We start from the raw sequence: 23,958 nt of genomic DNA on the forward strand, positions 1-23,958 counted from the left end.
TGCCACCCCGATGACGCAAGAAGAACTGCCTGGCGCAACGGGCGCCGATCCGACTGACGTCGAAATGGTGCGTCTGCTATACCGGCAGTCGAACGCGGTGCTGGCGGCAAACTTCGTCATCCCGCTGCCCGTGATCGCGATCCTGCGAGACAGCGTGCCGATGGCCGTCCTGCTGATCTGGACCGGTGCGATCTACGTGCTGACCGCGCTAAGGATCGTGCATTCGATCCATTTCTTCCGCCAGCGGGGCGCGATCGTGCCGGCCCGTTGGGCGCGCAGCTTCATGGTGATGTCGTGGCTGTCTGCACTGTTGTGGGGCCTGGTGGGATCCTCGTGGCTGCTGCCAGAACAGCCGGAGCTGGTGGCGTTTGCCTGTGTCGTGCTGGCCGGCATGTCCGGCGGGGCCGTGCCATCGCTATCGGCACATCGGCCCACGGCCATCGGCACCATCGTGGCCATGCTGGCACCGTTCGCGCTGTACTGCCTCGCTCACGACGGCACGGTCTACAGGATCTACCTGCTGTTCACGCTGTGCCTGCTGGCGGTGAACCTGTACTACAGCCGCAACACGCACCGCACGCTGCGCGAGAGCGTGCGGCTGCGCTTCGAGAACCTGGCCCTGATCGGCGAACTCAAGCATGAGCGCGACCGCGCCACCGAAGCCGATCTGGCGAAGACGCGCTTCCTGGCCGCCGCAAGCCACGACCTGCGGCAACCGGTTTACGCGCTGGGCCTGCTGACCGCCACGCTCGCCGGCCTGGCGCGCCGCAAGGATGTGCCCGCCGCGCAGGCTGCCCACATCGCCGGGCGGCTCGACGGTACGCTCGACAAGATCGGCACCATGCTTGACGGTCTGCTCGACGCGTCGCGGCTCGATGCCGGGCTGATGCCGGTGCGTCGCCAGCCGCTGTGGCTCGGCACCTGGCTGGTCGATATGGGCGATGAGTACGCGCAGTTGGCCCGGGAGCAGGGCGGCCAGCTGCGGGTGCATGGCGCCGATGTCTGGATCGACACTGACCCCGCGCTGCTGCATCGCATCATCGACAACCTACTGTCGAATGCGTTGCGCTATGCGCCGGGCGCACGTGTGCTGGTGGGTTGCCGGCGTCGGACGGGCGCGGTGGAAATCCAGGTCATCGACCAGGGGCCGGGCATTCCCGAGGCGGAGCAGGCGCGCATTTTCGACGAGTTCACGCAGTTGCCCGATGCGCGCCGTCCCGACGGGCAAGGCCTGGGGCTGGGACTGGCGATCGTGCGCCGGCTGGCCGCGCTGCTGGGTCATCGGGTGACGCTTCGGTCCATTCCGGGCCGGGGCACCGTGTTCGCCGTCACCGTGCCGCTGGCGGCCATGCCGACGCAGCGGCCGGGCGTGGTGGCGGGCGACGACGTCTTCGCCATGTCTGCCGACGCCCAGGCCCAGGCAATCGGCATCGTGCTGATTGATGACGACGCAGGCATTCGCTCGGCACTGGGTGGACTGCTGGCGCTGTGGGGCCATCCGGTCTACGCCGGGGCCACCGTCGACGACGTGCTGGCCGCCCACGCGGCGGCGGCCGCCGATACGCAGGCGCCGATCGGGCTGATCCTCGCCGACTATCGACTGGGTAACGGCGTGACCGGCATCGACGCGGTGGCCGCGTTGCGCCAGACGCTGGGTACCGACACGCCAGCGGTACTGGTGACCGGCGATACGGCACCCGATCGCCTGCGCGCCCTGCACGCCAGCGGCTTGCGCGTGCTGCACAAGCCCATCGCGGCCGAGCGCCTGCGCGAACTGATCGCGGAAGTGGGCGGCACGGGCGACAGGCAACCGTCGACCGAATGCGCGCTCGTCTGAGCGTGTCGCCAGCCGGTTCGACCGGCGGAGCGCCTGTGCCTTGCTTCTGTCCCTTCTGTGCATGGCCGGTCTCGGCTCTCGGCACGGTCGCGCGGAGGACATTTTGGCGGCAGTGGCAACTTCCACGCCCACTGCCGTCGCCCAATCACTGCGCCCCGCAGAAGTTCCCTATTGGATTCGAACAGCGAACCCCCGGGATTGATTTCGACGCCGGAGTTCGAATCAGTCACGTTGCGCTCAACGGTGCCCTTCACGCTGAAACCTGTGAAGGGCACGTGTTCGCATTGACCCGCTTCAGGCGATGTGCCTCTACGCTGCGGCAGCCTGCTCGCGCAAGCGACGGGCTTCGTCGCGCAAAAACTGCTGGTAATCATCCAGATCGCCGTCGAAGGGCTCGACGCCGCCCTTGGTGACCAGCCAGAACTCGTCACAAACGGCGCGCAGCAGAGCGCGGTCGTGACTGACCAGCATCACGGTGCCTTCGAATTCGTTGAGCGCCATGCCTAGCGCTTCGCGTGTGGACAAGTCGAGGTGGTTGGTCGGTTCGTCGAGCAGCAGCAGGTTCGGGCGCTGCCATACGATCATGCACAGCACGAGCCGCGCCTTTTCGCCGCCGCTCATCGTGCTGACCGCCTGATGGACCATGTCGCCACTGAAGTTGAAGGTGCCAAGGAAGGTGCGAAGCGATTGTTCGGTTCCACTCTGGCCGGGCGCGCGCATGTGAGCCGGTGTGTCCTTTGCAAGGCGGATCATGTGTTCCATCGGCGTGTCGAGCGGGCGCAGCACGTCGAGTTCCTGCTGGGCGAAGTAGCCGATATTCAGGCCTTTGCCTTCGCTGATTTCGCCGCCGATCGGCGCCAGCGCATGTGCCACCGTCTTCACCAGCGTGGACTTGCCCTGGCCGTTGGCACCGAGAATGCCGATGCGCTGCCCAGCCAGCACGGAACGGTTGATGCCTCGTACGATGACCGTGGGCAGCGTGCCCGGCAGTGCGCCGGCTGGCGCCGGGTAGCCGAAGCTCGTGTCCAGCATCGACAGCAGCGGGTTCGGGACGTTGAGCGGCTCCTTGAACTCGAAGTTGAACTCTGCGTCGGCAAGCACTGGCGCGATCTTCTCCATGCGTTCGAGCGCCTTGACACGGCTCTGCGCCTGCTTCGCCTTCGAGGCCTTGGCCTTGAAGCGGTCGATGAACTTCTGCAGGTGGGCGATCTTGTCCGCCTGCTTGGCCATCGCGGCCTGCTGCAATACGAGCTGTTCTGCTCGCATGTCTTCAAATTTGCTGTAGTTGCCGCCATAGCGCACGAGTTGGGCGTTGTCGACGTGCACCGTCACCTGCGTCACCGCATCGAGAAACTCGCGGTCGTGGCTGATCACTACGAGGGTTCCTTGATAGCGCTTGAGCCAGGCTTCCAGCCAGACCAGCGCGTCGAGGTCAAGGTGATTCGTTGGCTCGTCGAGCAGCAGCAGGTCGGACGGGCACATGAGCGCGCGCGCCAGTTGCAGTCGCATGCGCCAGCCGCCGGAGAAACTGTTGACCGGCTGACTAAGCTGCGCAGCACTGAAGCCAAGGCCCAGGATCAGCGCTTGGGCGCGGGCAGGCGCATCGTGCGCACCGGCGTCGTGCAGGGCCATGTAGGCGTGCGCCATGCGCATGCCGTCGTCGCTGGCCTCGGCGGCGGCGACTTCGGTCTGCGCAGCCAACAGCGCGGTGTCGCCCTCGACTACGAAGTCGGTCGCGCTTTGCTCGGTCTCCGGCATCTCCTGCGCGACCTGGCCCATCTTCCATGCGGCGGGAATCGAAAATTCGCCGCTGTCTTCGTGCAGCGTGCCGTTGAGAAGGCCGAAGAAGGATGACTTGCCGGCGCCATTGCGGCCGACAAGACCGATCTTTTCGCCAGGGTTGAAAGTGACGGATGCGCGGTCAAGTACGACATTGACGCCACGACGCAGCGTGACATTACGGACGGAAATCATAGGGAGCTACTTCGGAGAGGATAGGCATGATAGCCGACCGGGCGTGCAGGGCTGTCGCTTTTCTGGCCGCGCTGGGCGTTCCGGCGGCGGGGCAAGCGCACATTGCGGTAAATTCTCGCAAGCAGAATTTCCATGTTCGAGAAGGGCAAACGCTACCGCACATCAGACGCTCAACGACCTAAAGGCAATGGCTGAGTCTGGCCGGTCTCGGTCGGATGCTCACCGCGAAGCTGTCGCCGTCTCTGACAGACCTGCTTCTCGGCCGTTTGATGCTTCAGTGGTTGATCCACTGGTATTGGAGCGTCAGCGTGATTGCCGTGTAGTCACCGGCCGCCCGGGTGATGAGGCCCTTCGATGCCGCCAGCTTGGCCGACCAGCCAGGCACGATCGGGACTGACAGCGTCACGCCATAGCGTGAGTTCTGCTGACGATCTGCATTGGGGATGCCATTTACCGACGTGCGGCCGCCGCTATAGAAGCCGGCGTCTGCCGCGACCCACAGGGCGGGCCGGAACTGATAGCCGGCATGCCATTGCAACACGCCGAGCGGCGACTGTTCGCGCCGCTTGTCGCCCAGATAAGCGTTGTTGTCGCCGAACAGCCAGACCCCGGCAGACAACTCGGTAAACCAGTTGCCGAACGGTTGAGACAGGCCGATTTCCGGCTTGAAGGCCCAGCGGTGGGTCCCAACGTTGACCAGCCGGGAGGCATCGTACTGGCCGGTAGGTGCGACAACTGTGAGGCTCGCCCCGAGCATGGTGTCCGGCGCCCGTTTCATGAACTCGGCCGGCGTCAGAGCAGGGCCGCCAAGGAGATGGATGGCCAAGCGCACGCGGGCATCGCCGATCCCCGCCCGGTGGACCGCGTTCGGTGCGTCGAGCACGTTGCCACTGACGTCGCCACTCGCGAAGGGTGCAAGCAGGCCGATGGAGGCAGTCCGCCCGGCCACGTCAAACACGTGCACATAGCCGGCCCCGAAGATGTTGATTCTGGAGCGTACATCGGTGATGGGCAGCGACGGGTCAGTCAGCACATCCCCCGAGAGCCGGGTATAGGTAGCGGCGAGGAAGTTTGTCCCGACAGGTGCGGCAGAATAGCTGCGTGGCTCGAGCTCTTGCGCATGGGCCGGCATTGTGCAGCACCACAGGGCGAGCCACATCCACAAGGTGACCAGGGTGCGTCCAGGGCAGACCATGCCGACGGCCTCACGGATCAAAGTGCAATGAGACTAGCATGGGGCGCGTTGGATCGGCGAAGCACATGCTTCGTGCGATCCTCATGCGCACAAGGGCCATCGAATGCCCAGCCTGCATGGATACGTTCAATTGGCCCGTCTGATGCTACCGGCCGTATTCGCCCCTTCGCAGCCTTGCAATCGTGGGGAGCGAACGGCCGCATGTTGGGGAATTGCGGTCATCGCACCGCCGGCATGCTGGCGGTGGGTCCGACTTCCTGCTATGGCACTGCCAATTCCGAGGTCTCGTCGATGCTCGGCCAGGGGGGGCGGTGTCATCGTGGTCAGAGAGGAGCAGGCACTGTGGCCCGGCCTGGCGAGTGAGTCAGCAACGATATCTGCCGCCCAATCAACCCACTCGGGCCTTCGACTGCTTGATCACCGCGGACCACTTGCGCGTTTCCGTCTCCGCGAGGGCAGGCAGTTGTGCCGTGCTCAACGTAGTGGGTTCCGCACCTCGCACTCATGTGCGCAATTCGGCTCGTCGGCTTGCAGTCTTGTCGCGCAGGAAGGCGACCAGCGTCGTGAACGCACGCGTCTGGTAGCGGGCCGGCATGTACAGCAGGTACATGGTGGTGCGCAGGAATGCCAGGTCCTGCGGAGGCAGGGGCAACTGCAGCAAGGTGCCGGCCGCCAGGTCGCGGTCCACCATGTAGCGGGGCACCAGGCCAACGCCCAGGCCCTGAAGGATGGCGTCGCGCAGGAAGAAGAAATTGGCCGACATCAGGCGGGGGCGGATATGCGGTGTCCCACCGGCCGCGCCCGCCCGGCCCGCCGAGTGAAGTTTCTGGCCGGTCAGTTCGGACGTGATCAGCGGCAGGTCTCGAAACTCATCGAGCGTGCGCGGCATGCCGTACTGGCTCACCAACTCCGGCGTGACGCAGGCCACGTACTCGACATCGCCCAGGCTATGGGCCACGACATTTGCGGGCGTTTCCGCCATGACACGGATGGAGAAGTCCACCGCGCCCTTGATCAGGTCCTCGATGTCGTTATCGAAAATCACATTGAGCGTGATGGCCGGGTACATCGTCATGAATTCGATAAACCAGGCCGACATGGTGTGCTGGCCGAATCCGCTTGGCACGCTGAGCCGCACCGTGCCGCTCAGGCGCTTGCCCAGGCTCTGCACCGACTCCTGGGCCGCCATCAGCTCGTGGCGGATGGCGCGGCCATGTTCGTAGAGCTGCCACCCCAGTTCCGTGGGTTCGAGTTGCCGGGTGCTGCGCCTCAGCAGTTCGGCACCCAGCTGCCGCTCGAAATGGTTGAGCCGCTTGCTCACGTTGGCGCGGCTCATGCCGAGCTGGCTTGCCGCTCGGCTCAGGTTTCCGGCGTCGATGATTTCGACCAGCAATGTCAGCGCGTTCAGGTCCATTGTCAACCTTGAGTATTCATATATGTTGAAAATCGGTTGCAATTGTCAAGCATTCGGAACATATGGACAATCACCGCTGGTAAAGAAAACCGGACCTCCCTGCAGGCAAAGATCCGGACGCGGGGAGACGCAATCAATGAAGCAAGAAAACATGGCATCGCTGCCGCTGGCCGGCGTGCGGGTGCTGGACCTGTCGCGTGTGCTGGCAGGGCCGATGTGCGCGATGGCGCTGGCCGACCTGGGCGCGGACGTCATCAAGGTGGAACATCCCGCCCGTGGCGACGACACCCGAGACTGGGGCGTGCGCATCGGCACGCGCAATACCTCCTATTTCAATAGCGCGAACCGCAACAAGCGGTCCGTGACGCTCGATCTGCAAAGCGAAGCCGGTCTGGCGCTGGCACGCCAACTGGCCGCGCAGTGCGACGTGGTCATCCAGAATTTCAAGGTGGGCGGCGCGGAGAAGCTCGGCCTGGGCTACGAACAGCTCAGCGAGATCAATCCGCGCCTGGTCTACTGCTCGATTTCCGGTTATGCGCGCTTTACGCCGGAAGCCGAACGTCCGGGCTACGACCTCGTCGTGCAGGGCGAGTCCGGCGTGATGGCAACCAACGGCGAGGCCGGGCAGGGGCCGCTGAAGTTCGGCGTGGCGGCGGTCGACATGTTTACGGGCATGTATTCGGCACAGGCGATCCTGGCTGCGCTGTTTGCGCGCCAGTCCACCGGCCGTGGCCGCCACGTGCAAATGGCGCTCTACGACTGCGGCGTGATGATCACGTCCTACTACGGCATGGAAGCCTTGCTCAAGGCCGGCGATCCGCCCAAGTTCGGCAATGCACATCCGTCCATCGTGCCGTACGGCGTGTTCGAGGCCGCCGATGGCCCGCTGGTGATCACGGTCGGCAACAACGGACAGTTCCAGCGCTTCTGCCGCGAGGTCATCGACTGCCCCGAATGGGCTGATGACGAACGCTTTGCCACCAACACGGCGCGCTCGGCGCATCGCGACGTATTGCTCGCGGAGGTACGGGAGCGGCTGCAGCGCTTTACGCGTGCCGAACTGCTGCAACGCCTGACGGCCGCGCAGATTCCGTGCGGCGAGGTGCTGGGCATGCTGGATGCCCTGCAATCGGAACGCACCGCGCAGGCTGGCCTGCTGCATCGCTTCGAGGATAGCGAGGCCGGTGCCCAGGCGGTGCTCGCCCCGCCATATGCGCTCGATGGGCAGCGCCTGCCCGTGCGCATGCCGCCGCCGCACATGGGACAGCACACACACGAAGTGTTCAAGGAATTGCTGAAGCTCGACGACAGCGCCATCGCGGATCTGCAATCCAGAGGCGTGATCTGACACCCCGAATTTTCGATCGACAGGAGACAAGACAATGACCAAGCTGCTACTGACCCGCCGCCAGGCACTGAAGGCCGGCGCCGCCGCGTCGATGGCCGCCGTGATGCCTTCGGTGCTGGCCAAGACCGGCTGGCCCGACAAGTTCATCAAGATGGTGGTCGCATTCCCTGCCGGCGGCCCCACCGATACCGCCGCGCGCATCGTGGCGCAGAAGCTGTCGGTACGGCTCGGCCAACAGGTCATTATCGAAAACAAGCCCGGCGCATCGGGCTCGATCGGCACCGCCAGCTTTATCCGCAGCCCCGCCGACGGCTACAACCTGTCCATGTTCGGCATGCCGGCCTTGCTGGCGCCGCTGATGTACAAGACCAATGCCTATGACGTGAAGAAGGACTTTCTGTCCGTGGCCACGGTCTACGTACTGCCGATGGCCATCGTCATCAACCCGGCCGTGGTGCCCCATGTCGAAACGCTGCCCGACCTGATCCGCTTCGCCAAGGCCAGCAAGACGCCGTTGAGCTACACCAGTTCCGGCACCGGCAGCTTCGGCCATCTGGCCATGGAGCAGTTGAAGGACCTCGGCGGCTTCGATGTGCTGCACGTGCCTTACCGGGGTAGCGCGCCCGCCGTGGCAGACCTGCTCGGCGGCCAGGTGGGCATCATGTTCGCCGACGTCGTGGCAGCCTTGCCTCATATCCGCGCCGGCAAGCTCAAGGCCATTGCGCTGAGTTCGCCCAACGCCCGCGTGCTGTTGCCTGGCGTGAAGACCGTGTCGGAGCAAGGCTTCCCGGGCTTTGACTTCGACTCCTGGGGCGGCCTGATCGCGCCACTGGACACGCCGCAAGCCATCGTCGACCGGATTGCCAGCGAAACGCGCGACATCGTCGGCAAGGACAAGGAGTTGCAGCAGAAGCTGGTCAGCGCAGGGGCGATTGCATCGTTCCAGGACGGCAAGGAGATGCAGGCGCGCCTCAACAAGGACTACGACCGCTGGAGCGCCATCGTCAAGGCCAAGGGCATCAGTGCAAGCTGACGCGCGCAGGCGGTGGTGGTTCGCCTCTTTGAACGGTTCCACCAAACCGTTGCATTGACCGGTTGAATCCGCAGCATGAACGGCCATCCGCCGACGCAGCCGAGCCGCCCAACCCTCCTGGCAGTCCGTCGGCTACACTGAGTTTCGTCCGAGTTCGGCGTTATTCATGACCTCGGGGGAAGCATCTCGATTGTCTGATGGCGGACTCCTTATCCAGGGTGATGCGCATGACGATTCCCGACACACCGGCTGACGCCCACGCTCCGGGCACTTGGCGCTTCCGCGCCGGCATTGGTGTCTTCGTGCTCGCGTACGCGGTTTGGGGCCTCGTCCCAATCGCAGCCTTTGCGGGCGTATCCGCCACCGGTATCGCGACGCTGACGGGCGGGATCGTGGTCGTCAATAAGATCATGCTGCTGGCTAGCATCGCAGTGATGGGCAAGCCGGGATTCGAGCGGCTGAAGGCTCTGCTGTTGCGCCGCCTCAGCGGCCCCGGCGACACCGTGGGGCCGACACGTCACGCCATCGGCCTCGTGATGTTCTGCCTGCCACTGGCCTCGGCCATGTTCGAACCCTACGTGGATGCGATCTGGCCCGGGCTGCGGCCAAAGATGTGGGAGGCACAGTTGGTCGGCGACCTGATGCTGGTCGCAAGCTTCTTCGTGCTCGGTGGCGATTTCTGGAACAAGTTTCGGGCGCTGTTCACCCGTACTGCGAGAGCGATGGATGATGGCGGGTCGGGGTCTCGCGCGTGACCAGAAATGGTCCATTTCCTAACTCGCCAGTCGAGAAACTGAAAGCAACCAGGCGCAAGACACTAAGCTTCGATACACCGACTGAACGATTCCATCAAGCTGTTGCATCGACCGGTTGAATCTGCAGCCGGTCTCGGCCCTTCGGCCACCAAAGAAGAACGCTTGGATATCCTCGGCCATTGTTCTCGCCTCATCAAGCGCGTCTTTCTGCTCTGACCTCAACGAATCACTGCCTTGAGCGACTTGCTATCGATTGTTCTTTGAAATGGGAGCGTGGAGTCATCGATTCAGTCGCCAGATACAGCGGTCTGCCCAGGCAAGCAGGTAGTCGGCCGCCTCCAGTGCGATAGCTGATTTGGGAGTTAGCGAAGAGTTGCCCGTCAGCTATGCGGGATTGTCCTATTGTCAGGAAACTCCAGTTCAAAGGACGTAGTGGCATTCACCACGGAGCGAACAGAAACCGCTCCGTGGTGAAGATCCATGATGGTCTTGACAATTGCAAGCCCAATTCCCGATGACTCACCAGAGTTGGCGCGCGCGGGGTCTGCGCGAAAAAAGCGGTCGAAGAGCAGGGAAAGGTGCTCCGGGGCAATGCCCGGTCCGACGTTCTCCACCTTAACTTGAGCGACACCTCCAGTGTGTCGACCGTGAACGGTTACTCTGGTGCCCTCATTGGCATAGCGGATTGCATTTGACAGCAAGTTACTTAACGCGCGTCGGAATAGCGTTGGGTCTGCGAAAACCTTCCCTTGCGCATTGACTTGGATAGTTATTTGCCGTGCTTCCGCCAACGATTCGAAGTAGTCTGCCTGCCGATGCAGTTCTTCGCGAAGGTCGAGCTCCGTAGCGCGAATGGCAACCCGTGCATTGTCGGCTCTTGCCAGGAAGAGCATGTTCTCAATCATCCGAGAAAGGCGCTCATACTCCTCAACATTCGAGACCAGCAGCGATTGATACTCTTCAATCGATCTGTCGCTGCTCAGTGCAACCTGGGTCTGGCCGAGCAGGTTGGTAATTGGCGTACGGAAGTCGTGGGCAAGGTCCGCTGAAAACTGCGAAAGCCGATCGTACCGTTCACGGAGACGGTCAATCATTCTCTGCAGGGCGCGCGCCAAATCATCAAGTTCTGCAGGCAGCCTGGATGGATCAACGGGTAGCGCTCCGCTTGTGAAGGTCACTGAGGCCGTGCCGGCTGCGATACTTCGCAATGGCGCCATGCCAGCCTGAAGCGCTGCGTATCCCAGTCCGCCTGCGCCAAGTGTACCCAGAAGGACTGCGATAAATAGTTTCCAGCGATAGTCCCGTAGGAGGGAAACACGACTGCTAGCGACCTGAAACAGTTCTACCACTACTGGCGACATCTCACCGCTGACGTTGGCCTTGATAGTGGTCATGCGTACCGGCATGTCACTCGGTGTGCTCCAGGCCTGAATCGGCCCGGCCGCATCCCGCTCTTTGGCGTAAGCGCCGCTAGCAAGCGGCTTTATCCCATAGTTTGCACCGGCCGTCGCCAACTGCACGCCGCGCGCATCTAATATGCGGATGCCGAACTCCTCGTTTCCTTTCACCACGCCAAGTACCTCCTCCCATCGGTTTTCAATGGGGGAGCTTCGAAGCTCAGCCAGTTCCTGTTGGGCTCGCGCGGCTTTGCGGAGAAGTTCAGCGTCGTCGCGATCGATGATCTGGCTTGCGAGGGACCCGTACAGATAGATTCCCACGCCGGAAAACGTTAGTCCGGCAATCAGGGCAAATGCAAGTGCGAGCCGAGCGGTAAGCGACCTTTTACGCATCAAGACTGTCGGTTCTCAAGGACGTAGCCGATGCCGCGAACGCTATGGATAAGTTTGGGAGCGTAGGTGTCATCCATCTTCGCTCGAAGGCGTCGAATCGCCACGTCCACGACGTTCGTGTCGCTGTCGAAGTTCATATCCCAAACGTGTGAGGCGATTTGCGTGCGACTAAGAACTTCGCCGTGTCGTCGCGCGAGGAAGTGGAGCAATGCGAACTCCCTGGGCGACAAGTCGATGCGTATTCCTCCTCGGGAGACTCGGTGACGCAAAAGGTCGATTTCCAGGTCCTCGATTTCGATGCGCTCAGCTTCGCGCGCGGGCCCGCGCCGCAGCAGCGTCCGGGCACGCGCCAGCAATTCGACGAAAGCAAAGGGTTTTGCGAGGTAGTCGTCGCCGCCAAGCTCGAGCCCTTTCACTCTGTCCTCGACTTCATCGCGTGCGGTCAGGAAGAGCACGGGCGTATCTTTGTGTTCCCGGAGTTCCTTGAGCACTTCCCATCCGTTCATGCCGGGCAGCATGACATCAAGAATGACCAGATCGTAGTCCCCGTCGATGGCGTGGTGCAGGCCATCCCGTCCAGTCGACGCAAGATCGACAACGAAAGATGACTCGGTGAGGCCCTTCCGGAGGTACTCGCCAGTCTTAGGTTCATCTTCGATTACCAAGATCTTCATGTTCTCATCCTCAGCTGCACGGGGCCGCAGCTCAAACGATGCAGCCGATGATAACGGCGCAGGTTCGCCTATTGGATGACAAGACTGTAATCGTTTCGTCCCCGTTTGAAAGGGTGTTGCGTACATAGAATCGCCGCTAATTCTGGATGATCGGCGCCGACAGCGCCCGGAGTGAACCATGTGGATTGTGCGGCTTGCGCTACGTCGGCCATATACGTTTGTCGTCTTGGCAATACTTTTGCTTTTGGGCGGGCCGTTGGCCATTCTGCGCACGCCGACAGACATTTTTCCTTCTATTGACATCCCAGTTGTTAGCATCGTGTGGAGCTACAACGGCCTTTCTGCGCAAGATATGTCGCAGCGGATCGTGACAGGATATGAGCGCTCCCTTACCAACAGCGTGGATGACATCGAGCATATCGAGTCCCAAACGCTGCCGGGCGTAAGCGTTATCAAGGTGTTCTTTCATCCAGGGGCAGACATAAATCGCGCTATAGCCCAGACGACGTCCGGTGCGCAATCGCTTCTGAAGACGATGCCACCAGGGACGACTGCTCCACTGGTGCTGAGTTACAACGCCTCGACCGTCCCAATCCTCCGGCTAGCGCTAGGCAGCGACACGCTTCCCGAGCAAGAACTCTACGATCTGGGTAACAGCTTTATCCGCACTCAGCTTGCAACCGTGCAAGGGGCATCGATTCCACTGCCATACGGTGGCAAGGTCCGCCAGGTGGCTGTCGACCTCAATACGGAAGCACTGCAGGCGCGAGGTCTGTCGCCTCTCGATGTGGTCAATGCGATCAACGCCCAGAATCTCACCTTGCCGGGCGGAACGGCAAAGATTGGCGCGCTTGAGTATCGGGTGGACCTAAATGGCAGCACCCAAACCATCGCGGCACTCAATGACTTGCCAATTCGCAGTGGGCCGGACGGCACGGTCTACGTGCGTGACGTCGCTCAGGTACGCGACGGCTACGCTCCTCAATTGAATGTCGTTCGGCGTGATGGAAAGCGTTCTGCGCTCCTGGAGATCGAGAAGAGCGGGAACGCTTCGACGCTCTCCATCATCTCGCAGATCAAGGCACTGCTTCCAGACGTGACCGCCGGATTGCCAAAATCTCTGGTGGTGCAACCCATCTCCGATCAGTCAATCTTCGTGACATCTGCTATTGACGGCGTGTTGCATGAAGCATTGATAGCCGCGTGCCTGACTGCGGCGATGATTCTGCTATTCCTTGGAAGCTGGCGGGCCACTCTCATTATTGCTGTCACCATTCCGCTGTCGGTCTTGGCTGCCTTGATGGCTTTGTCGGCATTGGGCCAAACATTGAACATCATGACATTGGGCGGCTTGGCTCTTGCAGTCGGTGTGCTAGTCGACGATGCAACGGTAGCGATCGAGAATATTACGCACCACCGGGAAATGGGCAAGCCGCTGGAAGACGCGATCCTGGACGGGTCCGCGCAAATTGCATTGCCGACGCTCGTATCTACCCTCTGCATTTGCATCGTGTTCTTGCCGATGTTCATGCTGAGCGGAGTCGCTCGTTACCTGTTCGTTCCGCTCGCAGAGGCGGTGGTGTTTGCGATGATGGCGTCATACTTCCTCTCGCGCACCTTGATCCCCACGTTGGCCCACTATCTCTTCAGCCGGGAGCGTAGCGGGCATCATGCGGAAGGCCGCTTTGCCAGCTGGTTCTCTAGCGTGCATTCGAAATTCGAGCAAGGTTTTGAGCGTGTCCGCCAGTCCTACGCAAATGTTCTGGCGCTTGCATTGGGATCCCCGCGGCGCGCTATGGCACTTTTCGCAATGCTCTGCGTGTGCTCAATGACTTTGGTGCCATTTCTGGGCCAGGACTTCTTCCCGGCAGTCGATAGTGGGGAGATTCGTCTTCATATGCGAGCGCGCACAGGTACGCGGATTGAAGAGACTGCGCGCCTGGTTGATCAAGTTGAGGCGAAGATCCGCACAACGGTGGGTCCCACTCACGTTGCGAGTATCGTGGACAACATCGGCCTTCCCGTCAGCGGCATCAACTTGACTTATGACTCCGCGCTGCCAATCGGAACGGGCGATGCCGAGATTCTGATCTCGTTGAATCCCTCTGCTGGAAAGTCATCGGCGCTCATCGAGACGCTCGATGCCGAACTACCGGTGGCATTCCCAGGCGTGAGCTTTTCATTCTTGCCCGGCGATATGGTCAGCCAAATCCTGAACTTTGGCCTCCCTGCGCCGATTGACGTGCAGGTCGTGGGTAATGATGCTGCGGGAAATCGCACTGTCGCAAATGACTTGTTGCGGAAGCTGTCGGCCGTGCGCGGCCTTAGCGACCTACATCTGCAGCAACCGGATGATCAGCCTGCATTGACGGTAAACGTAGACCGCACTCGTGCGTTGCAGGCAGGGATGCAGCAACGAGACATAGCACAGAACCTTCTTATCGCGTTGTCGGGGAGCAGCCAGACGTCTCCGAACTTCTGGCTGAACCCCAAGAATGGGGTGAGCTACCCGTTGCTGATTTCGGTTCCGCAGTACGCAATGGACTCCCTCCAGACACTGTCGAATATCCCGCTCGGGATTGGTGCAGAGATGCTGAGACAGGGCGGTGCGGCGCAGCTCGGCCAGTTTGGCGCAGTCAGTCGAAGCAGCCAGCCGGGTGTGATTTCCCACTACAACGTACAACCGGTACTCGATTTGTTTGGCTCTGTGCGCGGCCGTGACCTGGGAGCAGTGTCTGCAGACGTGCAGCGTGTTGTCGACAGCGTCCGTCCAAGCCTGCCGGCTGGCTCTCGCATTGTGGTACGCGGTCAGGTCCAAACAATGCACGCTTCGTTTGCTGGACTGCTTACGGGACTGGCTGCGGCCATTGCGCTGGTCTACCTGCTGATGGTCGTGAACTTCCAGTCGTGGCTGGACCCGCTTGCCATTGTCGGCGCGTTGCCGGTCGCGCTGTCCGGGATGGCATGGATGCTATTTGCCACCTACACAACGATTAGCGTGCCTGCGCTGACGGGGGCAATCATGTGCGTTGGCATTGCGACGGCTAACAGCATTCTCGTTGTTAGCCGTGCCCGGGAGCTATTGAATGAAGGGAAGGGAGCCGTGGAGGCAGCGTATGAGGCAGGGTTCGGACGATTCCGGCCTGTCGTGATGACGGCCCTTGCGATGCTGTTCGGCATGGTTCCCATGGCATTGGGAGCGGGAAGCGCGGGCGCGCAAAACGCACCGCTGGGCCGCGTCGTTATTGGCGGTCTGGCTTTTGGAACCGTCGCGACCCTCGTGCTCGTCCCCACATTCTTCGCAGTCTTGCATGGCTGGCTCGAAAAGCGAGCCAACTCGCACCAAAACACAATGAAAGTACAGAGTCCGGTATGACCCAAGTCGAACGAAAGAACAATAGTCGCGTGCCGTTGCCCCGCAGGCAGATCAAGATAGTAGTCGCGATGGGGATAGTGGCAGCGGCGGCGCTGATTGTGGGAATCGTCCCTCGCGTGCATGGTGAGGCTGCTCTGCACAAGCGCAGTGTCGACGCACAAACTCCGGTTGTCAGCATTGTTTCCCCGAAGCCGGCGGCATCCTCGCAGGAGATCACGCTGCCTGCCGACGTGCGCGCCTATCAGGACGCGGCCATCCACGCGCGGGTGAATGGCTACCTTCGAAAGTGGTATGTGGATATCGGCACCGAGGTAAAGGCCGGTCAACTGCTGGCCGAGATCGACGCTCCGGAAGTTGCGGACCAACTTCGGCAGGCACGCGCAGACGAAGAGACCGCCTCTGCCAACTACGCACTCGCTAAGACTACAGCCGACAGGTGGAAGGATCTTCAGTCCACTAACTCGGTAGCGCAGCAGGAAACCGACCAGAAGGTCGCTGACATGCAGGCCAAAGCGGCATTGCTAGCTTCGGCACGTTCGAATACCGCGCGCGTCGCGCAACTGGCTTCGTACACGCAGATTCGGGCTCCGTTTGATGGTGTGATCACAGCGCGGAACGTAGACGCCGGCGCGCTTATTGATGCGGGGAGTGCGCCTAACCAGGGGCGCGAACTGTTTCACATCTCGGCTGGCAGCCGTCTTCGGGTCTATGTTCAGGTCCCGCAGTCGGTGAGCGCGGCAGTTGCACCTGGCACCAAGGCTTGGTTGACGCTACCGCAATCGCCAGACCACCATTTCCCGGCCGCGATTACGCGGACGGCGGGCGCAATGGACCCGGTGACCCGTAGTCTCCGAGTCGAGCTCGACGTGGACAGTCAAGGTGGAAAGATCCTGCCAGGTGCCTACGCCGAGGCCCATATCGTGCCGGAAGCGGATCGGGCGGGATTGGATCTACCCGCGAGTACGCTTATGTTTCCCGCCAGCGGAGCATCGGTGGCAATCGTCGACCAAAACGGGAAGGTCGCGATTCAGAAGATCCAGTTGGGACGTGACTTTGGTTCGCACGTAGAGGTCTTGGGCGGGCTGGCTGCGAATGCCCGGGTTATCGTGAACCCGGGGGATGGGCTCGTCGGCGGCGCGCGTGTGAGAGTGTCTTCGCCGCAGATGGTCGCGTCGCAAGGAGTGAAATCGTGAAGAGGCTGGCCGTAAGTGCGGTTTGTGTATGGCTAGCGGGATGCTCTTTCGCACCGATTTACCACGTTCCGGAGATCGATCTTCCCGCGAAGTATGCAGAAGCGAGCGATCCAGTCCTGAGTCGGATTCCCGCTGAGTGGTGGACGTCTTACCATGACGGCGACCTTGATGCGTTAATTCGACGCATCGACGTGACAAACCAAACGCTCAAGAAATCGATGGCTGTGCTGCAGGATTCCCGGGCCCAGGCCGATGCTGCACGCGCAGCGTATTTTCCGACAGCCGGCGCGAATGCTAGCGCTACCAGTAGTCATGTGTCGGCAAACGTAGTTGGCCGGTCGCTGGCCGGTAAGACAACGCCGGACCGGCTTATTGGATTCAGTGCGACCTGGGAACCTGACCTATTTGGGCGAATCGGCAATACTGTCGATGCGGCAGCGTCTCGGGTGCAAGCAAGCGCGGACGATGTCGCCGCAGTTCGGCTGACCTTGCAGGCGGAAGTCGCCACGGATTACTTCGCAATCCGCTCGCTTGACCGCGAGGCATCGCTGTTACGGCAGACTGTGGACGCCTATTCTTCGGTGCTCGCGATGGTCACCAACAGGTATCAGGGCGGAATTGCGGCTGAGAGCGACGTTGCGCAGGCTCAGGCACAGCGCGACAGTACTAAAGCTCAATTGGCTGACCTAACCCTTGCGCGAACCCAACTGCAACATGCGCTCGCAACACTGGTGGGCGAGCCTGCCAGCACGTTTTCGATCGCACCACATGACGCCTATGGAACGCAACTTCCTGAAATACCTGCAGCAGTTCCCAGCGAGTTATTAAAGCGACGTCCGGACATAGCCGCGGTAGAGCGTCGTGTTTCGGCGGCCAATTCCCAAATCGGCGTTGCCAAGGCCGCGTTCTTTCCGAGTCTCATGCTCAATCTAAGCGGGGGTGTCGAGAGCTCAGGCTTGGCCGGACTCCTTACGGCCCCCGGTCGGTTCTGGGCGGTGGGGCCTGCCCTGGCTGCGACAATCTTCGACGGAGGGAAGCGCCAAGCCGGCGTGGACAGTGCCCAGGCGCAATTCGATGCTGCTGCAGCCGACTACCGGCAGACCGTGCTAAGTGCGGTGCAAGATGTGGAGGACAGCTACGCGGCCACGAGACTCCTGAAGGACGCTGCATCGAGTCAGGAGGCCGCCGTCCAGGCGTCACAACGCGCGCTCGCGCAGGCGACGGATCGCTACAAGAAAGGAGCGGCGGCATACCTCGACGTTAATGTGGTGGAGGCAACGACGCTCACTAACGAACGCACTCTCGAGAGTATTCATCGACGTCAGCTGGTCTCTAGCGTCGCGCTCTTTCGCTCGCTTGGGGGAGGCTGGCAGGCTAAGGATGGGGCCGATGCTCAGAGGCCCGTTGGCGAACCTTAGCGGTCCGTCGATTCCATCAAGCCGTTGCATCGACCGGTTGAATCCGCGGTCGGTAGCCGCTACTTCATCGCTCGTTCCAGGCCGAGCCGGTTGATGTGCTGTGCTTGCACCTCGGCCGCGATCGCCAGCGCGTGCCCCAGGCGCTTGTTGTCCGCGATCGCGCGCTGGTCTGACTCCGGGAATCGGTCATAGGTCGTGTAGGGCAGGGGAGCACCGCCCACCCACAATTCGACATGGACTTCGGGATGCTCGGCCACCTTGACCTCCTGCAGGACCACCACTTTGGCGTACTGCGTGCGGCGTCAGGTTCTGCGAGACCTTGCGCCATTCGCGCCAGCTGAAGATCCGCGCCAGATCCTCGTCGCCGCGCGACGAGATAACCAGAATCGTGCGCCTAGACCCCAACTGACCTGTATGTCAATCACAATGTCTGACGACAATGGATGGATCTGCCGTTAAGCCGGCAGCGTGGTCTCAGGCGCGCGGTGGAAGTGTGTCTTTGAAGAGGGTGAACGCATCCTGCATGAGCTTATTGAAGCGACTGGCGTCACGTCGCAGCCCTGCCTGCTGACCACCGATTAAGCACAGGTGAGCCGCCTGGCCGATTAGTTCTGCATGGCTAGGCGAGCGAACCCATCGACGGCACATTCTGACCGCGAAAGCCAGTCGCGTTGCGTCAACGCGTTGCTGAAACTCGGCCACCAACGGATCGTGCAGCGCCCACGCTCGGATGGCAACTTCCCGGCCCGGCTGTTTCTCAGCGGCAATGCTCAAATAGCGCATCAAGGTTTCGCGGGCGGTGCGTCCCTGCGCTGCATAGGCAAGCATCCGCTCCGTGTAGTCCTCTTCCCACTTGGCCAGCAACGTACGCACGAAGTCTTCGCGATTGCGAAAGTGGTGATAGAACGAACCACGGGTTACGTTCAACCGACGAGCCAGGATTTCGGCCGAGACGCCGGCGTGTCCTTCTTGGTCCAGGGACTCAAGGCCAGCCGAGACCCAGTGGTCGCGAGTCAGTTTGCTCATATGTCTGCGCCATACAGGCTGTGTATGGTGCGATCTGGGTTGATACGCTGCGAACATTAGCATAGACCGCCGCTGCATTTTGCACAGCAGCGCTTCGCCGGGAGTTCACCTTGAAAGAAATCGCACTGGTCACGTTCGACCAATTCACCGATATCGACCTCTTCCTAATGTGGGACATCTTGGGCCGCAACACCAAGGACTGGAACGTGCGCATCCTGGCGCCTAGTTCTATCGTGCGATCGGCGAACGGACTGTCGGTTTCGGCACATGGCTCTCTCTCTGAGGCAAATCACGCCGATGCAGTGTTGTTTGCCAGCGGCAAGCAGGGCATACCTGCGGCGCTTGCTCATCCGGATTTTCTACCATCCTTCCAACTCGATCCTACACGACAGTTCATTGGCTCCATCTGTGCAGGCGCCTTCATCCTTGAACGACTTGGACTGCTTCCTGATGGTCGTGCGACAACGCACCCGGATGCGCGCGGAGGCTTTCAAGCTCTAGGGCTGGAGTTAGTGGACCAGCCCCTGGTATGCCAGGGAAGCGTCGCGACGGCTGGAGGCTGCCTTGCTGCGCTCTATCTGGTGGGGTGGCTGGTGGAATCCCTGTTCGATATCGAGAAGCGACGCGCCACACTGCTGCCGGTGCTGCCGGCTGGACAGCAGGAACTTTACGAAGCACTGATTGGGCTCAGTATCCGGCAAGGCGTTGGCCAGATGGCCCAGAGGTGAATTGCGCCTGATGGCGTGAAGCCAATCGCCCGTGTCTGACTTTTAGGTTGGCGAAACCAAGGAGAGATGAGATGGCCATGTCTGACATCGAAGCCCGCCCGTTATTCGGGTGGTGGAAGATTCTATCTTTTCAGGTCGAGCTGGAGGATACAGGTGAGCGCGCGGACACATACGGTGTCGACCCACTCGGCCATATCGTCATCGAGCGCGACAGGATGATGTCGATACTCACATCCAGAGAGCGCCTGAGTAACGATCCGGCGGCCCTTTTCGAGACAATGATTGCTTATTCTGGTTTGTGTCGTGTCGAGGATGAGGACAGACTCATCATCAAGGTCGACACGGCTTGGCATCCAGCCTGGATTGGCACCGAGCAGGTTCGGTTCTTCAAAGTAGATCGCGGCGTCCTGGCAATGACAACTGCGTGGCAGATCCATCCATCGTTCCCGGGGCGATTGGCTCGCGGTGTGCTGATGGCACAGAGAAACAATGTTTAGCGCAGGCTCGCGCTAAACCCAAACCATGAAGAGATTGGTTGATGATCGATGCCCATAAAGCCTATGCGATACCCATGCCACCCGACAGCGTCCTGGCGCCGCTTTATAGGGGCGCGGACCTGCTGGATGCGTATGCGGTCCAGTTGCCGGCGGGGGCCAGCGACGATCTCGAAGTGTTGGCGCGCGCTGGATTCGAGCGGCAGGCGTGGTGGATTCGTGCGCTGACGCGGGTACGGGACACGATAATGGCGACAGTAGGCGTCAAATCGTCTCGTGCGGTCGGTATTGCTGCGGCGGCGCAAGGGCCGGTGATCGGTTTCTTTCCACTGCGGTCGAAGAGTGCGGGGGAACTGGTGATGGGCGAGGACGATCGTCATCTCGACTTCCGGCTCGCGATCCAGCTGCGCGTGGGTGCGGCAGGCGGCAGGGAGCTCGTCCTGGTGACCGTAGTGCATTGCCATAACTTGCTGGGACGGACATATCTCGCGGCAATCACACCGTTCCACCGTGTCATCGCGCGGGCTAGTCTGGAACAGGCCGCAAGCCGTGCTGTCTGAACTGGTCGGCGCTTGCCGACGATCCGGCACCAACAAGGTTAATGGACTACGCTGCATGTCAGTGGGAAAGACTCAATGTGTGGCGATGGGTTGAACTGAACCGTCCCCCCTTGAGTGTGCGAAGCCAAACTGGAATTGGAACCGCTGCCGCTTCACGTGCAGCGGCGGGTTGTGCGGCCGCGGCGGTTCGCCCAGCAGCTTCCGTGAACGGCCGGCCTGGTGACGGTCGTCGCGCAGCGCCCGCACCTGGGTCGCGATGTCCAGCACGTTGCCCAGCCGCCTGTTCTACACGATTGCGCCTTGATCGATCGCCGAGAGCCGGTGGTAGGGGGTGTAGGGCAGGGGGCGCCATCGGCCCACAACTCGACGTGTCCGTCCGGGTAGTCGGCCACCTCAATTTGGCGGTGAATCAGGCGCCGGTGTTCGGGCCGGTCCTCTAGCAGGTACTTCACCTTGTCGTACTGCAGCGTGAGACTCGCCGAAACCTTGCGCCACACGCGCCAGTTGAAGATCTGCTCCAGGTCCTCGTCGCTGTGCAGCGGCCGGTGGCATCGAAGTCACTGCGCTGCTCCTTGGCAAAGCGCGTTGAGGTCCGCAGTGAATAGCGGGCCGCGAATGCGCGACGCCAGGCCGGGAGGCAACTGCCGGTGACCGAGTTGCCCCCATTTGCGAGAAACAAGACCCTACGGGCGGTCCTGCCGGTAGCGCTGCGCCAGTCGCTCAACCTTGCGCCGGTAAGGTTGAGCGAGCCTGAGGGGCGCCAACGGGCGGCCAACCGCTTGCCGGTACTTTGGGGAGGACATGGCGGTGGGCTGAAGCGCATTGGATCGCGCGGCCCGTGCGCGAACCCGCTTCCCAAGGGGTGGGGCGCGCGCAATGTGGAGCAAGAGGGGGGGATTCATTCCTATGGCGGGAGGGCCGTCCGCGAAGGCGCCTTGCAATGGCAAGGCAGGCAGTCGCGAGACGATCTTCCCGCATGCCCCTGGTTGTTGCCGGGGCGTGCGTATGCGGACGATGGATTACGGCGCCGGGACCGTGAACATGCGGATCAGGGCGTTATTGGTGTCCGCCACGAAGATGTTCCCGCGGGCATCAACCGCCACGCCGAAGGGCTGAGCCAGCAAGGCCGGAACCTTATAGGCCCAATCGTAGAAGGAGGGCTGAACAAGTGTTGTGACGACGCCGGCAGGCGTCACCTTGCGAACCGCGTTGCTGCCGGCATCTACCGCATAGACGTTCCCTGCAGCATCCGTTGCGATGCGAAGCAGGCTGGTGAACGAGGCAGCCGCACCCGTGCCGTCGGCGGAGCCGCGTGTTGTGGAGCCAGCCAGCGTTGTGACAACGTTCGCGGGCGAGATCTTGCGAATCCTGGCGTTGCCCAGATCGGACACGTAGATGTTGCCGGCAGCGTCCACCGCAATACCCGCGGGGCGATTGAATGCGGCAGCCTGGGCCGGACCGTCGGCAAAGCCTGCGGTGCCGGTGCCCGCCAGCGTGGTGACGACGCCGGTGGGTGTAACCATGCGGACCAGGTGATTGTAGGTATCGGCAACAAAGACGTTGCCGGCAAGGTCCACGACGATGTCGGACGGATAGTAGAAGGATGCGGCGCTTCCCGTCCCGTCGGCGGAGCCGCTCGATCCCGAGCCTGCCAGCGTCGAGACGACGCCTGCGGAGGTGATCTTGCGAATCAGGTGATTGTAGGTATCGGCCACGTAGACATTGCCGGCGCCGTCGACGGAAACGCCTGAAGGCAGATTGAACGACGCTGCTGTGCCGGTGCCATCTGTCGAACCGGCAACTCCCGATCCGGCCAGCGTCGTGACCGCACCATAGGGCGATATCTTGCGGATGCGATGGTTGCCGTAGTCGGCCACATACACGTTGCCGGTACCATCGACCGCGACGTCAATCGGATGAAAGAACGCGGCGGCTGCGCCGCCAGCCGTGGAGCCCGCGAACGTCCAGCCTTCCAAGCAGAGCACGCTCGCCGTCACGGTGCTGGTGGTGACGGTGCCGCCGCCGTTGTCGACCGAGCAGGAGTTCCAGTGAGGCTGTGCTTTCACCGTCACGGCATAGTTCGCGCCGCTTGCCACCGGTGTCTTGAAGTTGAACGTGCCATCGGCGGCCACCGGCATGTCGTCGGCGCCGTTGTTTTGCAGGACCAGACCGCTGCCGCTCAGGCCGTTCAGGTCCAGCCCTTTCACCGTAGCCCCCACCGGATAGCTGCTGATCGAGCAGAGCACGGTGACGCTGCTGACTGCAGCACTCCCCATGGTGGCACTGCCGTTGTTAACCGTACAGGTCTGAGGCGGTGCGCTCGGCTGGGTTTTCACGGTCACCGCGTAAGCCGCTCCGCTGGCCACCGGCGTTGCGAATGCGAACGCGCCATTGGCCGCCACGGCGATATCGTCGCCCCCGTTGTTCTGCAGGACCAGGCCGGTGCCAGTCAGGCCGTTGGCCGTGCCACCCACCGCATACGTTGCAGGGGATGGCGTGGTGGCTGTGGTTGCAGGCTGGGAAGCATTGCCAGAGTCGCCGCCGTTGCAACCGGCAAGGCCGGCGCTCGCGAGGAAGACGACCACGGCACAAAGGACACTGGCGGGCCGGTGAGAAATAATCGGGAACATGAGATTCCGGGGTTAGGGCGGCCCGGAGAACTCCGGGCGCTGTCTCTGGTCGGAGCGGCCTGAGCGTGGCCGTTCCTGCTCCGCCGGTCGCGCACAGGCGTTCCTGCGACCGGTTACGTCCAGCGGATTCTACGAATCGGAAAGATTCAGGTACATACGACGAATGCCGTATTCTTGGGGCGGCGGAGACGTAGACCGTACTAAATGTGTCACCGTTGCGACAGTAAATCTGTCAACTCGCCGGGGGATTTCGGTCAGTTCTGCGCCAGCCCTTGCTGGACAAGCGTTCTCAGGTTGGGACTTAGATTTGTCACAAGCAGCTCCTGCCGGTGGGCCAGGTTCCTGCCGGGCTCCGGCCAGCATCAGAGACCGGTCATGAGGCGTCGTCCAATCGCTACTTTGCTAGGCCGTTCAGATGTCCGTTGTAATACCGCAGAGCGGCCGTTCGGCGGCCACGCTCTTCAGAGCGCGTCAGATACACTACTTGAAGTAGCGTCAACACCTATCTGGCAT

Annotated in this window: 18 protein-coding genes; 10 read left to right on the plus strand and 8 right to left on the minus strand. The window is 61.8% G+C overall.

Features of this window, described 5'->3' with window-relative positions; translation table 11 throughout:
* The first annotated feature begins 10 nt into the window (after positions 1-10).
* Positions 11-1,837 (plus strand): hybrid sensor histidine kinase/response regulator, encoded by a 1,827-nt coding sequence (locus B2246_RS20080; RefSeq protein WP_286880614.1) that lies wholly within the window; start codon positions 11-13, stop codon positions 1,835-1,837.
* Between the two features lie 309 nt (positions 1,838-2,146).
* Here B2246_RS20080 and B2246_RS20085 read toward each other — a convergent pair whose 3' ends face one another.
* From B2246_RS20085 to B2246_RS20095, 3 genes are all read right to left on the minus strand, one after another.
* The gene (locus tag B2246_RS20085; protein WP_286880615.1) at positions 2,147-3,811 is read right to left on the minus strand and encodes an ABC-F family ATP-binding cassette domain-containing protein; all 1,665 of its coding nucleotides are present in this window, start codon (positions 3,809-3,811) and stop codon (positions 2,147-2,149) included.
* Positions 3,812-4,085: 274 nt separating this feature from the next.
* Positions 4,086-4,970: a transporter gene (locus B2246_RS20090; RefSeq protein ID WP_286880616.1), complete on the minus strand. Its 885-nt coding sequence runs from the start codon at positions 4,968-4,970 to the stop codon at positions 4,086-4,088.
* Between the two features lie 538 nt (positions 4,971-5,508).
* The gene (locus B2246_RS20095) at positions 5,509-6,420 is read right to left on the minus strand and encodes a LysR family transcriptional regulator (RefSeq protein ID WP_286880682.1); all 912 of its coding nucleotides are present in this window, start codon (positions 6,418-6,420) and stop codon (positions 5,509-5,511) included.
* Between the two features lie 136 nt (positions 6,421-6,556).
* Here B2246_RS20095 and B2246_RS20100 point away from each other — a divergent pair, with 136 nt between their 5' ends.
* From B2246_RS20100 to B2246_RS20110, 3 genes are all read left to right on the plus strand, one after another.
* Entirely contained in the window at positions 6,557-7,768 is a 1,212-nt protein-coding gene (locus B2246_RS20100) for a CaiB/BaiF CoA transferase family protein (RefSeq protein ID WP_286880617.1), read from the plus strand.
* 34 nt (positions 7,769-7,802) lie between these two features.
* Positions 7,803-8,801, plus strand: coding sequence for a tripartite tricarboxylate transporter substrate binding protein (locus B2246_RS20105; RefSeq protein WP_008651344.1), 999 nt, complete (start codon positions 7,803-7,805; stop codon positions 8,799-8,801).
* Positions 8,802-9,028: 227 nt separating this feature from the next.
* Positions 9,029-9,556 (plus strand): transporter suffix domain-containing protein, encoded by a 528-nt coding sequence (locus tag B2246_RS20110; protein ID WP_035882419.1) that lies wholly within the window; start codon positions 9,029-9,031, stop codon positions 9,554-9,556.
* Positions 9,557-9,936: 380 nt separating this feature from the next.
* On the opposite strand, the gene B2246_RS20115 is transcribed toward B2246_RS20110, so the two are convergent.
* Together B2246_RS20115 and B2246_RS20120 are read right to left on the minus strand one after the other, a co-directional pair.
* Positions 9,937-11,346, minus strand: a complete 1,410-nt coding sequence (locus B2246_RS20115; protein ID WP_008651347.1) for a heavy metal sensor histidine kinase — start codon at positions 11,344-11,346, stop codon at positions 9,937-9,939.
* Entirely contained in the window at positions 11,346-12,020 is a 675-nt protein-coding gene (locus B2246_RS20120; protein WP_008651349.1) for a heavy metal response regulator transcription factor, read from the minus strand. The genes B2246_RS20115 and B2246_RS20120 overlap by 1 nt, the downstream gene beginning before the upstream one ends.
* Positions 12,021-12,198: 178 nt before the next feature.
* On the opposite strand from B2246_RS20120, the gene B2246_RS20125 reads away from it, so the two are divergent.
* Genes B2246_RS20125 through B2246_RS20135 form a run of 3 tightly spaced genes read left to right on the plus strand, consistent with a single transcriptional unit; the run spans position 12,199 to position 18,007 of the window.
* Positions 12,199-15,396, plus strand: coding sequence for an efflux RND transporter permease subunit (locus B2246_RS20125; protein WP_186426546.1), 3,198 nt, complete (start codon positions 12,199-12,201; stop codon positions 15,394-15,396).
* Positions 15,393-16,589 carry an efflux RND transporter periplasmic adaptor subunit gene (locus tag B2246_RS20130; RefSeq protein ID WP_286880618.1) on the plus strand — a complete coding sequence of 399 codons (1,197 nt, stop codon included), beginning with the start codon at positions 15,393-15,395 and terminating at the stop codon, positions 16,587-16,589. Before B2246_RS20125 ends, B2246_RS20130 begins: the two co-directional genes overlap by 4 nt.
* Positions 16,586-18,007 (plus strand): efflux transporter outer membrane subunit, encoded by a 1,422-nt coding sequence (locus tag B2246_RS20135; RefSeq protein WP_035882406.1) that lies wholly within the window; start codon positions 16,586-16,588, stop codon positions 18,005-18,007. Before B2246_RS20130 ends, B2246_RS20135 begins: the two co-directional genes overlap by 4 nt.
* A 59-nt stretch (positions 18,008-18,066) precedes the next feature.
* Here B2246_RS20135 and B2246_RS20140 read toward each other — a convergent pair whose 3' ends face one another.
* Together B2246_RS20140 and B2246_RS20145 are read right to left on the minus strand one after the other, a co-directional pair.
* Positions 18,067-18,288, minus strand: coding sequence for a hypothetical protein (locus tag B2246_RS20140; protein ID WP_008651357.1), 222 nt, complete (start codon positions 18,286-18,288; stop codon positions 18,067-18,069).
* A gap of 193 nt (positions 18,289-18,481) precedes the next feature.
* Complete coding sequence (locus B2246_RS20145; RefSeq protein ID WP_008651358.1) at positions 18,482-19,033, minus strand: TetR/AcrR family transcriptional regulator; 552 nt, start codon at positions 19,031-19,033, stop codon at positions 18,482-18,484.
* A 110-nt stretch (positions 19,034-19,143) separates the two neighbouring features.
* Here B2246_RS20145 and B2246_RS20150 point away from each other — a divergent pair, with 110 nt between their 5' ends.
* The 3 genes from B2246_RS20150 (at position 19,144) to B2246_RS20160 (ending at position 20,815) form a co-directional block, all read left to right on the plus strand.
* On the plus strand, positions 19,144-19,761 hold the full coding sequence (locus B2246_RS20150) for a DJ-1/PfpI family protein (protein ID WP_286880619.1): 618 nt from the start codon (positions 19,144-19,146) through the stop codon (positions 19,759-19,761).
* A 77-nt stretch (positions 19,762-19,838) separates the two neighbouring features.
* Positions 19,839-20,258: a lipocalin-like domain-containing protein gene (locus tag B2246_RS20155; RefSeq protein WP_187192362.1), complete on the plus strand. Its 420-nt coding sequence runs from the start codon at positions 19,839-19,841 to the stop codon at positions 20,256-20,258.
* Between the two features lie 41 nt (positions 20,259-20,299).
* Positions 20,300-20,815, plus strand: coding sequence for a DUF2867 domain-containing protein (locus tag B2246_RS20160; protein ID WP_286880620.1), 516 nt, complete (start codon positions 20,300-20,302; stop codon positions 20,813-20,815).
* Between the two features lie 1,019 nt (positions 20,816-21,834).
* Here B2246_RS20160 and B2246_RS20165 read toward each other — a convergent pair.
* Positions 21,835-23,445 carry an NHL repeat-containing protein gene (locus B2246_RS20165; RefSeq protein WP_286962682.1) on the minus strand — a complete coding sequence of 537 codons (1,611 nt, stop codon included), beginning with the start codon at positions 23,443-23,445 and terminating at the stop codon, positions 21,835-21,837.
* Between the last annotated feature and the right edge of the window lie 513 nt (positions 23,446-23,958).

Source organism: Cupriavidus sp. UBA2010 (assembly GCF_002335265.1).
GTDB classification, from domain to species: Bacteria; Pseudomonadota; Gammaproteobacteria; order Burkholderiales; family Burkholderiaceae; genus Cupriavidus; species Cupriavidus metallidurans.

Coding starts and splice junctions, on each gene's coding strand:
- B2246_RS20080 (WP_286880614.1), top strand. CDS start 11: ATGACGCAAGAAGAACTGCCTGGCGCAACGGGCGCCGATCCGACTGAC.
- B2246_RS20085 (WP_286880615.1), bottom strand. CDS start 3,811: ATGATTTCCGTCCGTAATGTCACGCTGCGTCGTGGCGTCAATGTCGTA.
- B2246_RS20090 (WP_286880616.1), bottom strand. CDS start 4,970: ATGTGGCTCGCCCTGTGGTGCTGCACAATGCCGGCCCATGCGCAAGAG.
- B2246_RS20095 (WP_286880682.1), bottom strand. CDS start 6,420: ATGGACCTGAACGCGCTGACATTGCTGGTCGAAATCATCGACGCCGGA.
- B2246_RS20100 (WP_286880617.1), top strand. CDS start 6,557: ATGAAGCAAGAAAACATGGCATCGCTGCCGCTGGCCGGCGTGCGGGTG.
- B2246_RS20105 (WP_008651344.1), top strand. CDS start 7,803: ATGACCAAGCTGCTACTGACCCGCCGCCAGGCACTGAAGGCCGGCGCC.
- B2246_RS20110 (WP_035882419.1), top strand. CDS start 9,029: ATGACGATTCCCGACACACCGGCTGACGCCCACGCTCCGGGCACTTGG.
- B2246_RS20115 (WP_008651347.1), bottom strand. CDS start 11,346: ATGCGTAAAAGGTCGCTTACCGCTCGGCTCGCACTTGCATTTGCCCTG.
- B2246_RS20120 (WP_008651349.1), bottom strand. CDS start 12,020: ATGAAGATCTTGGTAATCGAAGATGAACCTAAGACTGGCGAGTACCTC.
- B2246_RS20125 (WP_186426546.1), top strand. CDS start 12,199: ATGTGGATTGTGCGGCTTGCGCTACGTCGGCCATATACGTTTGTCGTC.
- B2246_RS20130 (WP_286880618.1), top strand. CDS start 15,393: ATGACCCAAGTCGAACGAAAGAACAATAGTCGCGTGCCGTTGCCCCGC.
- B2246_RS20145 (WP_008651358.1), bottom strand. CDS start 19,033: ATGAGCAAACTGACTCGCGACCACTGGGTCTCGGCTGGCCTTGAGTCC.
- B2246_RS20155 (WP_187192362.1), top strand. CDS start 19,839: ATGTCTGACATCGAAGCCCGCCCGTTATTCGGGTGGTGGAAGATTCTA.
- B2246_RS20160 (WP_286880620.1), top strand. CDS start 20,300: ATGATCGATGCCCATAAAGCCTATGCGATACCCATGCCACCCGACAGC.
- B2246_RS20165 (WP_286962682.1), bottom strand. CDS start 23,445: ATGTTCCCGATTATTTCTCACCGGCCCGCCAGTGTCCTTTGTGCCGTG.